This window comes from Citrobacter sp. Cpo037 (assembly GCF_030332945.1).
Lineage (GTDB): Bacteria > Pseudomonadota > Gammaproteobacteria > Enterobacterales > Enterobacteriaceae > Citrobacter > Citrobacter portucalensis.
Window position 1 is genome coordinate 23,871 of record NZ_JAOWGW010000051.1, and the last position, 12,690, is coordinate 36,560.

The following is a 12,690-nucleotide window of genomic DNA, read 5'->3' on the forward strand; positions in this document are numbered from 1 at the left end:
ATGCGAATTTTATTAGTTGATGATGATCTTTTTGCGGCTGAACTGGCATCCATATTTTTGCAAATGGACGGCTACGATGTGGTGATTGTGGAAAGCGCGATTTCCGCCCTGGCATGCCTGGACTCGGATAACAGCATCGACCTGGTGATTAGCGATCTGCATATGCCAGAGATCAGTGGGTTGGATTTGCTGGCGCTGTTACGCGCTCAGGATTGGGCTAAGCCTTTTATTTTACTGAGTGCCAATGAAGTAACGGGCAGCGACGCTCTGTACGACCGTTGGGTGAAAAAAGATGAAAACCTCGCGGAAAATCTGGGGGCTGCTGTCAATGCGCTACTGCAACCATCTGCGATTAACTGAATAAGCCTACGTGTCTGATGAAACAAGAAAATAAGCATATAGCGATGGCGGCAGCGCAGGAAAAAATAGCGCGTTTGCGGCAGGGGTTTCTACGCCGAATTCCCGACATGCTGGCACAAGCGGAAAGATTACTCGTTCAACTGGTCGCAGAGCCTAGCGAAGCCTGCCGCAAACAGCTACATATCCTGCTGCACAGTATTCACGGTTCGGCAGGGTCCTTTGGCTTTAGCCCGCTGGCGAATGCCTCAGCAGAAGGTGAGCGTTTACTAACAGAGCCGGAAACAGAGCAAAGCACATTGCATTACGATGAGCTGCGGCGAATCATCAGGTGGTTGTACACCCTGACCCAGGAGCAGCTCAATCTTGAACATCGTATCAGCGATACGGAGTTCACATTACCGATCACCGCGCAGCGCCCGGAAGAGGGATATGTTCGGCGGGCCAATAAGCCTATCTACCTGTGTGATGATGATATTGACCAGGTCGAGCTTCTCGCGACCCAACTGCGCTGTTTTGGTTTTACCTGCCATGTGTTCGCGAACACGCAGAATTTCACTCAGGCCGTATTGTCGCAACCGCCCGCCGTGGTGATTATGGATGTTAGCTTTCCGGACAACGCCTACGGTGGACCGCTGGCGATGTCGGATCTGAAACAAAAAGTGGGCAAACCTTTCCCGGTGCTGTTCCTCTCGTGTCATAGCGATTTCAATGCCCGCGTCAACGCCATCAAATCTGGCTGCGATGGCTACTACGTAAAACCTGCGTCTATCACCGATTTAGTCCAGGAACTTCATCGCCTGACTCAACCGTCGCTGAAAAAGCCTTACCAGGTATTGTTGATCGATGACGAACCGGCGGTGGCGGAATACAACGCGGAGATGCTGCGCTTGGCGGGCATGGAAGTGCATGTGCTGGAAAAACCTCACTATCTACTGCATGTACTGAATGCGCAGCCGATCGATCTGGTGTTGATGGATTACCACATGCCGGAGTTCAGCGGTGAGGAACTGACAAAACTGATTCGCCAAATACCGCAGCTTATTGGCCTGCCTATCGCCTATCTCTCCAGTGAGACCAACAAGCATGCGCAGTTGGGAGCAATGAGCATCGGCGCGGAGGATTTTATCCTCAAACAGAGCGACCCTGAGGAGCTGATCCGCGCCGTATCGATTCGCGCGGAAAGAATGCGCGTCCTGCGTGCCCGTATGTCGCAGGACAGTCTGAGCGGGTTATATAACCACTCAACGACCACCCATTTTCTCAAAAGCGCGATTGCCGAGTCGAACTACAGCGGCAACCCGTTTTGTATGGTGATGGTGGACCTGGATCGCTTTAAAAGTATTAACGATACCTACGGCCATGCGGTCGGTGACCAGGTAATTGTCGGTATTTCGCAGTTGTTCTCCCATCGATTACGCAGCACCGATATCGTTGGCCGTTACGGTGGTGAAGAGTTTGTCATCATTATGCCCAACACCAGCAGTGACAAGGCTGCGCGCGTGGTCGAACGATTGCGCAGGGATTACGAGCAGGTCACGTTTTCCGTTAACGACGCCAGTTTTCACAGTACCTTCAGCGCGGGCATTGCCCAGTGGCAGTTTGGCGATCGGATTGAAACGCTGCGCGAGCGTGCCGATCAGGCGCTGTATGCCGCGAAGCAAAATGGCCGTAACACTTTCTGCATTGCCGAGTAAAAGGAGTCAATATGAGCCAACAGTTGGAGCAGATGCTTGCGCTGAACCATGGTGAAAAACCGGAGTGTGAAAACGTTGATGAACCCCAGCGCACGCTGGTGTTATTTCAACTGGCGGGTAAAAATTTTGCCTTCTATGGGGCGCAAATTAAAGAGATCCTTGCTGAGCGCCCGATCTCCTGGGTTCCCTGTTGTGCGCCAATGCTTGAAGGGGTCATCAACTATCGTGGACGGGTGGAATCGGTGATGAGACTGGACAGCCTGATCGATAAACCTACCGTTAATTCGGCAGGTAAGCGCACTATTCTGATTGGATGCGCCGAGAAAATGCAAAGTGGGATCCTGATAGATAAATTGATTGATGTGTTGGAAGTCGCCGAAAGCCAAATTCATTTGCCAGGAGATTCGTTGCCCCCGGCGTTACAAAGCATCGCTGTGGGGGTGGTTAACGTGATGGAAACCTGGTACACGCTGCTCGATCTGAATCTGGTCTTTGAGCGTTATCAGGAGACCAGCGGTTATGACGGCTCCCACTAATTTGGCGGCGGTACGTATTACTTTGGGAGCGCTAACGTTGTATATACCGGCAAACCAGGTTGGTGTGTGCTCGTTAGTGACTCAGGTTGTGCCTGAAATCCCCCGATTTAGCCAGTGGCTGGGGATTGCGGATGAGCCGCAGGAGGGATGGCATTTGCATTTGCGCGTCCCTGACAGTGGCGTTGAAACCGGCTGGTACCTATGGGGACAACTTGAGAATGTGATGCTCTCCGGCGACATTATTTTTGCCGTACCTCCGCTTCTGGCGCGTAACTGTCATCTACCTGCGCTTCGTGCCCTGGTGGGCCGCGAGGCGTTTAGCCCGCTATTAAGCTGGCGCTGACACGCTGCGGGAGCTTTAACGGTCCCGCAGCATGAGAAGGCTGGGAGTGCTATATCCCGTTACTGGATATAAGCATCAACAGCCCGACTGACCAGCTTAGTCATAAAGTTGTCAATCTTATCAATGGTCTGCTTGTCCTGAAGATCGTAGGTTTTTGCTACGTCATCCAGGTTTTCATAACCGACCCAAACTCGCCCGATCTTATCCTGCCATACGGAGACACGTAACGGCAGATCCAGCGCGACACCCTGTTTATCCTGCATCAGTTTTGTGCCGACTTTAGGGTTACCAAATACCAGGACTTTCGTTGGCCTCAGGTTCATTCCCGCGCCCTCGGCATTTTTCTCGTGATCAATTTCAGTGAATACCGGAACGCCTTCGCTTTTCAGAATGGCTTTCAGTCGGGAGACCGTTTCATCGACAGAGAATTTACTTTCCTGGTTTTTGATCTTCTCTGAATTTAACCCAGAACCCAGCCCGATTTTATAGGCTTCAGCGATATCACGAGCCACCTGAGTCATGTCTACGCCTTCTTTGTTGGTCAGCATTGTCACGCAAACCAGTTCATCACCGGCGGTAAAACGACTCAGATAGGCACTAAATCCACCTGTGGTTCCTTTGATTTCCAGAAAACCAGGATGGCGGGTAAATTCCCAGCCTGCCATGGCAGGCACGACTTTGCCATTTTTCAGTTTTGCCGGGCTATAGATAATGTCGCGCAGCTTTTTGTCTTTAACCAGCGTGCTGCCGGCAAGACCGATATCCCACTTACTGATGTCTTCCGCTGACGACCACAGACCACCATAGGCGTACAGATTATCAGTGGCGATCGCGCTGACAGGCGCCAGTTTGTCACCCGCTGCGACGTAACCTGTTGCAGGCTCAACAGGGTTGATCCAGTCAATTTCTGACTTAAATTTCGAATGCTGATTATGTTGCTTATCAGGCGTCGGGCGATCAAGGAATGCTTTCGTTGGCATGTCTTTTGCGAACATGGTGCTTTGCAGACCTAACGGCGCAATTTGGTATTTGTTGACGAAGTCCACGTAACTCATTCCGCTGACTTTCTCGATAGCCATACCTAGCAGGATAAAGTCAGTTGCGCTGGAGTTGATATCCGTGCCGTTTTTAAATTCGAGCGGTTTATCTTTAACAAGATCAACCAGCTGCGCAGGTGTATATTTTTGCTCTTGTTTATAGCCGAAAGATCTGAAATCAGGGATCCCGGATGAGTGCTGCATTAATTCCAGAATCGTAATGTTATGCCAGCTTTCCGGTAGGCCAGGCAAATAAACACTCACAGGAGTATTCAGATCCAATTTGCCTTGCTCTACAAGTTGCATTACTGCGACTGCAGTAAAAGCTTGCGTGATAGGGCCAATTCCCCACATGGTTTTGGTGGAAGCAAGCTCATCATTGGCTGCTGTTGCCAGACCGTATCCCGCTGAGCGCGGAATATAAGGCGCCTGAACAATCGCCATGGATAAACCCGGCAGATTATTTTTCGCCATTACCTCGGCAATGATCTGATCGATATATTTGCCGTTGACCTTTAATTGTGGATCACCACGGTTAACTAAGTAAGTTGTCTCATTTGTATTGGCAGCGGCCAATACCTGAGTAGCTGAAACTGACATGGAAAGTAAAATACATGCCGAAATAACTTTTAACTTAAGATTCATGGAAAAGCTCCGCGCTTAATGAAATTTATTTTGATGGCTAATGGATAAGCGATGTTGTACATACAATTACCCTCGGTAACCGTACTCATAGCTATTACTTAGCTGCTGCCTTTACCTTTTCAACCGTGGTGTCGGTGTCCCATAAATCATTGGCAATGATGCGGTAGTTGGTTAGAGCGGCGAGATAACCGTCACCTTCCGGAATGCGCGGACCCGCTGTCGCATCTTTAACGACGACAACTTCAAAACCTTGCTCAATCAATTCACGCATATGGGATTCAATACACAGATTGGCAGCCATACCGGCGAGAATGACCTGTGAGACACCGCGTTTTCTTAATTGCAGTACCAGGTCGTTGGTTTCTGGTCCGAAAATCTTATGCGGTGAGGCAATGACCGTTTCGCCATCATAAATATATGGCTTAAACTGCGGTAAAAAGTCTGCGCCGGAATTTTCAAAATTTTCCATTGTCAGTGGACCTTTACGATTGAACATTCCAGTGCCGTGCATAAATGTTTCTCCCGGTGCGGTAGATTGCCATTTATGGTCGTGCGGAAAGTAATAATGCGGAGAGACAAAAACAGGCATTTGTGCTTCTTTTGCCATTTTGAACAACGTCTCGAGATTTTCTACGGTATTATTTTCAATAATGCTGTCTTTGAAAACCTCCCAGCCAATACCCTGAGGGCTTAAAAAATCGATCTGTGGATCGACTACCACCAACGCAGCTTCCTTATTATTAAGTGTTATACCTTTGCGTGGTAAGCCATAGGCCTCTGGTTCAGAATAGATTTCTGACATGCTCATCTTGCTCATAAAATTTACCTGTATTTTTATCTAATGTGATAGTGACTATCTGATTATTAAATAGCGCTGGTAAATATGGCATGGTTTCAGAACGGGGCATTTGTTCAGGACGCTGGGAATATTGTCATTACGTATTCTAAAAACGATAGCGGGCATATCACTGCCCACTCCATCAGAGGTCGTATTGCTGGCGTCGCCGTTCTAAACGACGATCGCGCAGGGTGGAATAAATAAAGGTCATCACAAACAGTAGCGAAAATAGTACGACGATGGTGGGGGCCGGTGCACTGTCGATGAAAAAAGACAGGTACACGCCCATAAACGAGGTAACGACCGACATAATCACCGCCAGCCACAAGGCGTGGGAAAATTTCCGCGTCATTAAAATCGCAATGGCGCCAGGCGCAATCAGTAAGGAGATCGACAAAATAATCCCTACTGATTTTAGCGTGGCGACAATCGTCAGGGCGATCATGCACAGCAGGCCGTAATGTAGCAGCGCAGTGTTAAGCCCACTGGCCTTTGCCTGATGCGGGTCGAACGCATGCAGCAGCAGATCTTTCCACTTAAGCCCAATAATAAGCGCTATCCCAAGCGTAATAACCGCGGTTTGTATGATGTCGCTGAACGATACGCCCAGCATGTCGCCGAACAGAATATGATCGAGATGGACCTCTGACTGGATAGAGACGTACAGCACCAGTCCTGCACCAAACATGCCGGAAAAGACGATTCCCATCAGGGTATCGCGTTTGATGCGGCTGTTATCGTCGAGATAACCCGTCGCCACCGCACAGAACAGCCCGGCGATAAATGCGCCAATTGCCAGTGGGATGCCCGCAATCCACGCCAGTACAATTCCCGGGAAAACCGCGTGGCTCATTGCATCGCCCATCAGAGCCCAGCCTTTGAGTACTAAAAATACAGACAGCAGCGCGCAGGGCACGGCGACAATGGTGGAGATGACCAGCGCATTGACCATAAAACCAAACTGAAAGGGTTCCAGCAGCGTTGTTAAGATCATACTGACTCCTTGTTCACCAGACGGGCGCGGCGGCGATTCGCCAGCAGACCGTGTTTTGGCGCGAAGACAAATGCCAGCAGGAACAGCAGCGTTTGCAGAACGACAATAATTCCGCCGGTTGCACCGTCCAGCCAGTAGCTCAGCCAGGCGCCGAAAAAGCTGGTCAGGCTGCCAATAGCTACGGCGATAGTGAGCAGGCGTGGAAAACGATCGGTCAGCAGCCAGGCCGTTGCACCTGGCGTAACCACCAGGCAAATCACCAGAAATGCGCCGACGGTTTGCAGCGCGGCGACTGTGGAAACGGAGAGCAGCGTAAAAAATAACAGCTTCAACCGGCCCGGATTCAGACCGATAGAGCGCGCGTGGTTTTCATCAAAAAAAACCACCATCAGATCTTTCCACTTCAAAAACAGGATGGTTAGCGAAATAACCCCGATGATGGCCAGTTGTAGAATATCTTCTGGCGCAATCGCCAGCACGTTGCCGAGAATAATGGTCTGAATGTTCACCGACATCGGATTGAGCGACACCATAAACAGCCCGATACCGAAAAAAGACGAAAAAATCAGTCCGATAATCGCATCTTCCTTCAGGCGCGAACGTTGATTAAGAAACAGCATACTGCCCGCCGCCAGTCCGCCGGAAAGGAATGCGCCAAGCGCGAAGGGAAGCCCTAACATATAAGCGCCTGCCACGCCCGGAACGATAGAGTGCGACAGCGCATCGCCAATCAGCGACCAGCCTTTGAGCATCAGATAGCAGGAGAGAAACGCACACAGGCCGCCGACCATCGCCGAGACCCACATGGCGTTGAGCATGTACTGGTAGCCAAACGGCTCCGTTAGCCAGTTCATGGTTATTCCCCCTCGTTTGCCGTGCGTCGCGAAATAAACGGGCGTTCATCATCGGTAATCACGTGCTGTTCACCGCCGCTCAGCGCAACGTGACGCAGTACGCCGCTGAATGCCAGTTCAAGATTCTCGGGGGTAAAGGTGGTTTCGGTGGGGCCACTTGCCAGCACCGTGCCCTTAATCATCACCGTGTAATCACAAAACTCAGTGACGGATCCCAAATTATGGGTAGAGACCAGCATGGTTCGACCCTCATCACGCAGTTCACGCAGCAGGTCGATGATCCGGGCCTCGGTTTTTACATCCACACCGGTAAAGGGTTCATCCAGTAAAATAACCTGTCCGTCCTGTGCGATGGCCCTTGCCAGAAAAACACGCTTTTTCTGCCCACCGGACAGTTCACCTATCTGACGATGGCGATAATCCAGCATATCAACCCGCGCCAGCGCCGCATCTACGCAGGCGTGGTCAATTTGTTTTGGTCGACGCAGCCAGCCCATATGGCCAAAGCGTCCCATCATCACCACATCTTCCACCAGTACCGGAAACGACCAGTCCACCTCTTCTGACTGGGGGACATAGGCGATCAGATTCTGTTTGAGCGCCTTATTTACCGGCTGTTGCAGAATTGAGATTTCCCCCTGCGCCAGGCGGACAAAACCCATCAGCGCTTTAAAAAGCGTTGATTTTCCTGAACCGTTTACGCCGACCAGAGCGGCAATTGAGCCGCCCGGAACCTGAAAAGTGGCGTCCCGCAATGCGGTATGACCATTGCGATACGTCACCGTAACCTGATTTACGGTAATCGCAGAGTGACTCATGGTTGGCTCTCCAGACCCTTGTTGATGCCGTTAACAATGGTTTGCGTGGTGACGCGCAGTAAATCCAGATAGGTCGGTACCGGACCGTCGGCTGCACTGAGCGAATCGACATACAGCACGCCGCCGTAATGTGCGCCAGACTCACGGGCAACCTGACGCGCAGGTTTGTCGGACACGGTGCTTTCGCTAAATACCGTTGGGATATGATGTGCTCTGATGGCATCGATAACCTTGCGTACCTGCTTGGGCGTACCTTGCTGATCGGCATTGATCGGCCACAGATACAGCTCCTTGAGATTGTTATCACGAGCTAAATAAGAGAATGCGCCTTCGCTGGTGACCAGCCAGCGTTTATCAGCAGGGAGCTTTGCCAGCTCTGTATGCAGTGGCGCCAGAGTCTGCTGGATTTTCGCTTTATAATTCTGCGCATTATTCTGGTAGGTTGCGGCATTGTCCGGATCGTATTTGATCAGCGCATCACGAATGTTATCCACGTAGATAAGCGCGTTCTCCGCTGACATCCAGGCGTGCGGGTTTGGTTTACCGTTGTACGGCCCTTCGCTGATGCCCATTGGTTGCACACCGTTTGAGACCATCACTTCCGGTACGCCGGACAAATTTTGGTAGAAGCGGGCAAACCATAGTTCGAGGTTAAGGCCGTTGGAGAGAATAAGCTGTGCGCCTTGCGCCCGTTTAATATCGCCTGGGGTTGGTTGATATTCGTGAATTTCAGCACCCGGTTTGGTGATAGAACTAACGTCCGCCGCGTCGCCTGCCACATTGCTTGCCATATCGGCAATCACCGTAAAGGTGGTTACCACTTTGAATTTTTCTTTCGCCCAGGCGGGTGACAGCGTCAGCGCTGTTAACACGCTGGCAAGGAGAAATGACTTCAGATGGGGCAGATGCGGCATAGTATCCCTCGCAACAAAATGGTTAATTTATCATCGAATATAGCCTTTGCTATGTTATATAGCACATGGCATAAATAAATGAAAATAATTCTTATTTGCGTAGGTTGCTAAGGAATAGACGGGGGATAATGTATTTTACGCCGGCACGATTGCCGGCGTGTTGGGGATGAGTAACCCGGTGATTATGACTTTTGGAACTCAGTAACGGTTTCCCATGCTACCTGTTGTAACGCTTTGGCGGTGGCAGGGGTCATGTCTGTATCAACAGGAAGCGCGCCGCCGACCGGAGACTGGTTATACAGGGTGGCGAAGAATACGCAAGCGGCGAGATACGTTCCAGAAATAGAAGGGTGGACACCATCATGATAATACAGGTTGATTTCCGGATGGGTCTTGCGCGCTTTCTCGAAAGCAAGACCTACCGGAGCCACATATCCCCCCGTTTTCTGCGCAATCGAGATATAAGCATCCGCCAGCTTTTGGCTATCTTCGGGTTTAGCTTTCTTCGGCCAGGTCATGAAATAGACAACTTTTGCACCTGCTTTATGCGCCATCTCAGCCATTTGGGTTGCAGAGTCAACGAAATTTTGCCGGGTACTTTCTTTCTTTGAAATTGTTTCTGTGGAGTTCCCCTGTAATACCACTACATCCCATTTCTGTAACGTGTTCTGGTAGCGCATATTCTCAATTTGCCAGCCTAAATGACCGCTGGAAATCGTGATCCCCCGATATTTATAGCCTTTGGCATGGTCAGGCAATAAAGACTGCGTCAAATCCCGTAATCGGGTATTGATATTATTGTTATAGAACGTGAACGAGTTTCCATAAAGCGCGACGATTTTATTCTCGCCATCCATTTTAGCATGTGCGGAAGGCGCTAATAACGTATCCGCGTGAGCGCAGATACTGCTCAGTGCCAGGGCCGTTGCTGCAGCAAGTAAAGTTATCTTTTTCATCGATTATCTCTTAGAAGTCGTAACGGAGTCCAACGATGAGCGCATCATCATTGGTTTTTTTGTTCTTACTGGCGAATTCTTTATCGTAAGTAAATGATAACCACGTATCCTCAGCTAATGTTAATTGCGCTTCAGCACGCCAGTCTTCTTTTTCAGCGATATCTTTACCATCTTCATTTAGAAAACTATATCCGGTGAGAACCTTGACGGTGCCAAATTTGTAGGAAATAAGTGAATCCATCCCTTTATAATTATTATCACTTTTGTTATCGCGAGAAATAGATGTACGCAATGCGGTTACCGCGACTTCATAGGCTTTATAGCTGAGTTGTAATCCTCCCATAATTTGATCGTTTTGATTACGCCCATCGGTGGTCACTACGCCATCCTGTCGTTTGTAACGACTGGCCGCGAGTGCTGGTGTAATTCTAAAATCACCAAATTTGAAAGACTTACGATAGCTGGCCATCGCGCCGTAATCCAGGGCTTCGTTATCGCTGTTGCCATTACCGGAAACCCATGCCAGCTGAATTTCATTTCCGGCAAATTTGGCGTTCCACTGAACGGTGCCATCCTGTCGGTTGAACTGGTATGAATCATCAATGGTTGTAATGCCATAGCTGTAGATATTGGGAGTGAAGTTTTTGTACTTATCGGTCATTTTCATTACCTGATATAACGGGTTTTTGGTTCTCCCGGTGATCAGTTCACCCCATGTTTTATTTGACAGACCGACATAGGAATAACGGGCCTCCATATCGCTTTCACCGGTATTGTTATCATTTTTTTCGGTACGTACCTGCCATTCCAGGCGACCCACGATTTTGGTATCTGGCAGAATATCCAGATCTCGGGTGAGGTAAATACCTACACGGCCACCCAGATCGCTTCGGCTTTCACTGCCAGCAAATGAATTCTGGCCACTTGCTATTTTTCCCTCAACGCGGCCATAGATATCCAGCGTATTTCCATCCTTATTATAGACATTTAAGGCGAACGCCGAGGAACTCATACCCATTAGTAATATTAGTGAATAGTTTTTTAGCTTCATGTCATCCCTCAAACCAGCATTAGTTTCCTGACCATAAAATAAAGTTCACAGCGGGATAATTGTTTGTGGAAAAGGAATGTCAGCGGTATGGGAATTATTTTTTCTCGTAATGAAATGTGATTATTCACGCATAAATATCACTAATTTCACTATTGTATTAATGGTTCTTATATTTAATGTGCATTTTTGTTGAAATATTACGCCTGTTTGGAATGTAATTCGCAAATTACTGTGAAGTACATCGCATTTCTACTTGATGGAAGAAATGAAAATGGGAATATTGTATTCTCATAGCCGTTTTTGGGGTGGGAATACTATTTTCCCCTATAATCTGGAAAACAGATCTTGCAAAATTGATTAATCACATTTCGATTATGACGCATTCATTGGCCGGAGAGGCGCTGTATGTTCGGTAAGCAAACAACGGTATTTGATTCTGATCTTTATTCTTCATTGTTCACCCAGGGGCGGATGCGGGAAATATGGTCTGACGACAATCTGCTGCGGTGTTGGTTGCGGTTTGAGGCAACAGTCGCTCGCGTGCAAGGCGAGCTGGGCATTATCCCTGAGCAAGCCGCCGTCGAAATTGAAAAAACGTGCAGGGAAATACAGATAGATTGGCCAGCCCTGGCACAGGAAACACAGACGGTTGGTATGGCGATAAAACCGCTGATCGATCAGATCTCTGCTTGCGGCACACCGTTAGTAAGTCAGTATCTGCACTGGGGATGCACTACCCAGGACCTGCTGGACTCTGGCATGGCGATGAGACTGCAACAAACGTTGCAGCTGCTGCGCGAGCAATTGCTCGATGTTGGCGAAGCGATGAAAGCGATGGCAATACGTCATACCCGAACGGTGATGGTTGCTCGCACCAATTCAGTGGATGCTTCCGCGACAACGTGGGGGCTGCATGTTTGCAGTTATCTGGCAGAGATTAACCGCCATCTGATAAGACTTCAGCAGCTGTACCCGCGAGCTGTAACCGGGCTCTTTGGCGGCGCGGTAGGTAATTTGGCCTCCGTAGGCGAGCAGGGAATGGAAACACGTGAACGACTGATGTTGGCACTGGGTCTGAACGTACCCTGCGGCATTAATAATGCCAGCCAGGATGCGGTTGTTGAAGTTGTGCAGTTTTTTGCCCTTGTTCACGGCACGCTATGTCGTCTGGCCAACGATGTCGAAACAATGGGACGCACGCCGATTGCTGAAGTGCTTGAGGGAGAAGGTGGCGGAGGGTCGAGCACGATGCCGCACAAGGTTAATCCGCGCGCCAGTAACATGATGCAAACGCTGGCAAGGATGGGATGGATGTATGCGTCTGGCGCTCCGGCCATGCTGGATCAACAGGATGTGCGAGCCGCCTCAATGAGGGTATTAAACTGGACAATCCTCCCGGAGGCCTCAAATGCTTTATCGACCAGCCTGACACGCGCAAAGAATCTGCTTTCGCATCTCATCATTAATGAAGAGAAGATGCGTGCTAATTTCGATTGCTCAAAGCACTTTATTATGTCGGAATCACTGACGATGAAACTTGCCGCCAAAATTGGCAGAGAGTCCGCCTATAACTTAGGGAAGGTGCGAACAAGTTCCTGATATGAGATCATCATATTCATCCGGAGCGCATCCCAGAGGGACATCATGAGC

At 49.5% G+C, this 12,690-nt stretch carries 13 protein-coding genes; 5 read left to right on the plus strand and 8 right to left on the minus strand.

The window, feature by feature from the left end; genetic code table 11:
• The 4 genes from OGX94_RS08640 to OGX94_RS08655 are packed head-to-tail and all read left to right on the plus strand — an operon-like array spanning position 1 to position 2,933.
• The gene (locus tag OGX94_RS08640) at positions 1-360 is read left to right on the plus strand and encodes a response regulator (RefSeq protein WP_003825854.1); all 360 of its coding nucleotides are present in this window, start codon (positions 1-3) and stop codon (positions 358-360) included.
• Between the two features lie 17 nt (positions 361-377).
• On the plus strand, positions 378-2,054 hold the full coding sequence (locus OGX94_RS08645) for a diguanylate cyclase (protein WP_286569047.1): 1,677 nt from the start codon (positions 378-380) through the stop codon (positions 2,052-2,054).
• A gap of 11 nt (positions 2,055-2,065) precedes the next feature.
• Positions 2,066-2,590 (plus strand): chemotaxis protein CheW, encoded by a 525-nt coding sequence (locus OGX94_RS08650; RefSeq protein ID WP_003825859.1) that lies wholly within the window; start codon positions 2,066-2,068, stop codon positions 2,588-2,590.
• Positions 2,574-2,933: a hypothetical protein gene (locus OGX94_RS08655; RefSeq protein ID WP_003825861.1), complete on the plus strand. Its 360-nt coding sequence runs from the start codon at positions 2,574-2,576 to the stop codon at positions 2,931-2,933. The genes OGX94_RS08650 and OGX94_RS08655 overlap by 17 nt, the downstream gene beginning before the upstream one ends.
• A 59-nt stretch (positions 2,934-2,992) precedes the next feature.
• On the opposite strand, the gene OGX94_RS08660 is transcribed toward OGX94_RS08655, so the two are convergent.
• The 8 genes from OGX94_RS08660 to OGX94_RS08695 form a co-directional block, all read right to left on the minus strand.
• Positions 2,993-4,615 carry a serine hydrolase gene (locus OGX94_RS08660; protein ID WP_003825862.1) on the minus strand — a complete coding sequence of 541 codons (1,623 nt, stop codon included), beginning with the start codon at positions 4,613-4,615 and terminating at the stop codon, positions 2,993-2,995.
• 94 nt (positions 4,616-4,709) lie between these two features.
• A complete protein-coding gene (locus OGX94_RS08665; protein ID WP_003825864.1) occupies positions 4,710-5,432 on the minus strand; it encodes a cysteine hydrolase family protein in 723 nt (240 codons plus the stop codon).
• Between the two features lie 163 nt (positions 5,433-5,595).
• A complete protein-coding gene (sitD, locus tag OGX94_RS08670) occupies positions 5,596-6,447 on the minus strand; it encodes an iron/manganese ABC transporter permease subunit SitD (RefSeq protein WP_032944764.1) in 852 nt (283 codons plus the stop codon).
• Positions 6,444-7,301 carry an iron/manganese ABC transporter permease subunit SitC gene (gene sitC, locus OGX94_RS08675; protein WP_008785642.1) on the minus strand — a complete coding sequence of 286 codons (858 nt, stop codon included), beginning with the start codon at positions 7,299-7,301 and terminating at the stop codon, positions 6,444-6,446. Before sitC ends, sitD begins: the two co-directional genes overlap by 4 nt.
• A 2-nt stretch (positions 7,302-7,303) precedes the next feature.
• Positions 7,304-8,119 carry an iron/manganese ABC transporter ATP-binding protein SitB gene (sitB, locus tag OGX94_RS08680; protein ID WP_003825870.1) on the minus strand — a complete coding sequence of 272 codons (816 nt, stop codon included), beginning with the start codon at positions 8,117-8,119 and terminating at the stop codon, positions 7,304-7,306.
• Positions 8,116-9,033: a metal ABC transporter substrate-binding protein gene (locus tag OGX94_RS08685; RefSeq protein ID WP_125112827.1), complete on the minus strand. Its 918-nt coding sequence runs from the start codon at positions 9,031-9,033 to the stop codon at positions 8,116-8,118. The genes sitB and OGX94_RS08685 overlap by 4 nt, the downstream gene beginning before the upstream one ends.
• A 182-nt stretch (positions 9,034-9,215) precedes the next feature.
• Positions 9,216-9,989 (minus strand): SGNH/GDSL hydrolase family protein, encoded by a 774-nt coding sequence (locus tag OGX94_RS08690; protein ID WP_003825874.1) that lies wholly within the window; start codon positions 9,987-9,989, stop codon positions 9,216-9,218.
• A 10-nt stretch (positions 9,990-9,999) separates the two neighbouring features.
• The gene (locus OGX94_RS08695) at positions 10,000-11,040 is read right to left on the minus strand and encodes a porin (RefSeq protein ID WP_125112826.1); all 1,041 of its coding nucleotides are present in this window, start codon (positions 11,038-11,040) and stop codon (positions 10,000-10,002) included.
• Positions 11,041-11,445: 405 nt separating this feature from the next.
• Here OGX94_RS08695 and OGX94_RS08700 point away from each other — a divergent pair, with 405 nt between their 5' ends.
• Positions 11,446-12,639: a class-II fumarase/aspartase family protein gene (locus OGX94_RS08700; protein WP_286569049.1), complete on the plus strand. Its 1,194-nt coding sequence runs from the start codon at positions 11,446-11,448 to the stop codon at positions 12,637-12,639.
• Positions 12,640-12,690 lie beyond the last annotated feature (51 nt).

Coding starts and splice junctions, on each gene's coding strand:
- OGX94_RS08655 (WP_003825861.1), top strand. CDS start 2,574: ATGACGGCTCCCACTAATTTGGCGGCGGTACGTATTACTTTGGGAGCG.
- OGX94_RS08645 (WP_286569047.1), top strand. CDS start 378: ATGAAACAAGAAAATAAGCATATAGCGATGGCGGCAGCGCAGGAAAAA.
- OGX94_RS08640 (WP_003825854.1), top strand. CDS start 1: ATGCGAATTTTATTAGTTGATGATGATCTTTTTGCGGCTGAACTGGCA.
- OGX94_RS08660 (WP_003825862.1), bottom strand. CDS start 4,615: ATGAATCTTAAGTTAAAAGTTATTTCGGCATGTATTTTACTTTCCATG.
- OGX94_RS08665 (WP_003825864.1), bottom strand. CDS start 5,432: ATGAGCAAGATGAGCATGTCAGAAATCTATTCTGAACCAGAGGCCTAT.
- sitD (WP_032944764.1), bottom strand. CDS start 6,447: ATGATCTTAACAACGCTGCTGGAACCCTTTCAGTTTGGTTTTATGGTC.
- OGX94_RS08690 (WP_003825874.1), bottom strand. CDS start 9,989: ATGAAAAAGATAACTTTACTTGCTGCAGCAACGGCCCTGGCACTGAGC.
- OGX94_RS08685 (WP_125112827.1), bottom strand. CDS start 9,033: ATGCCGCATCTGCCCCATCTGAAGTCATTTCTCCTTGCCAGCGTGTTA.
- OGX94_RS08700 (WP_286569049.1), top strand. CDS start 11,446: ATGTTCGGTAAGCAAACAACGGTATTTGATTCTGATCTTTATTCTTCA.
- OGX94_RS08695 (WP_125112826.1), bottom strand. CDS start 11,040: ATGAAGCTAAAAAACTATTCACTAATATTACTAATGGGTATGAGTTCC.
- OGX94_RS08650 (WP_003825859.1), top strand. CDS start 2,066: ATGAGCCAACAGTTGGAGCAGATGCTTGCGCTGAACCATGGTGAAAAA.
- sitC (WP_008785642.1), bottom strand. CDS start 7,301: ATGAACTGGCTAACGGAGCCGTTTGGCTACCAGTACATGCTCAACGCC.
- sitB (WP_003825870.1), bottom strand. CDS start 8,119: ATGAGTCACTCTGCGATTACCGTAAATCAGGTTACGGTGACGTATCGC.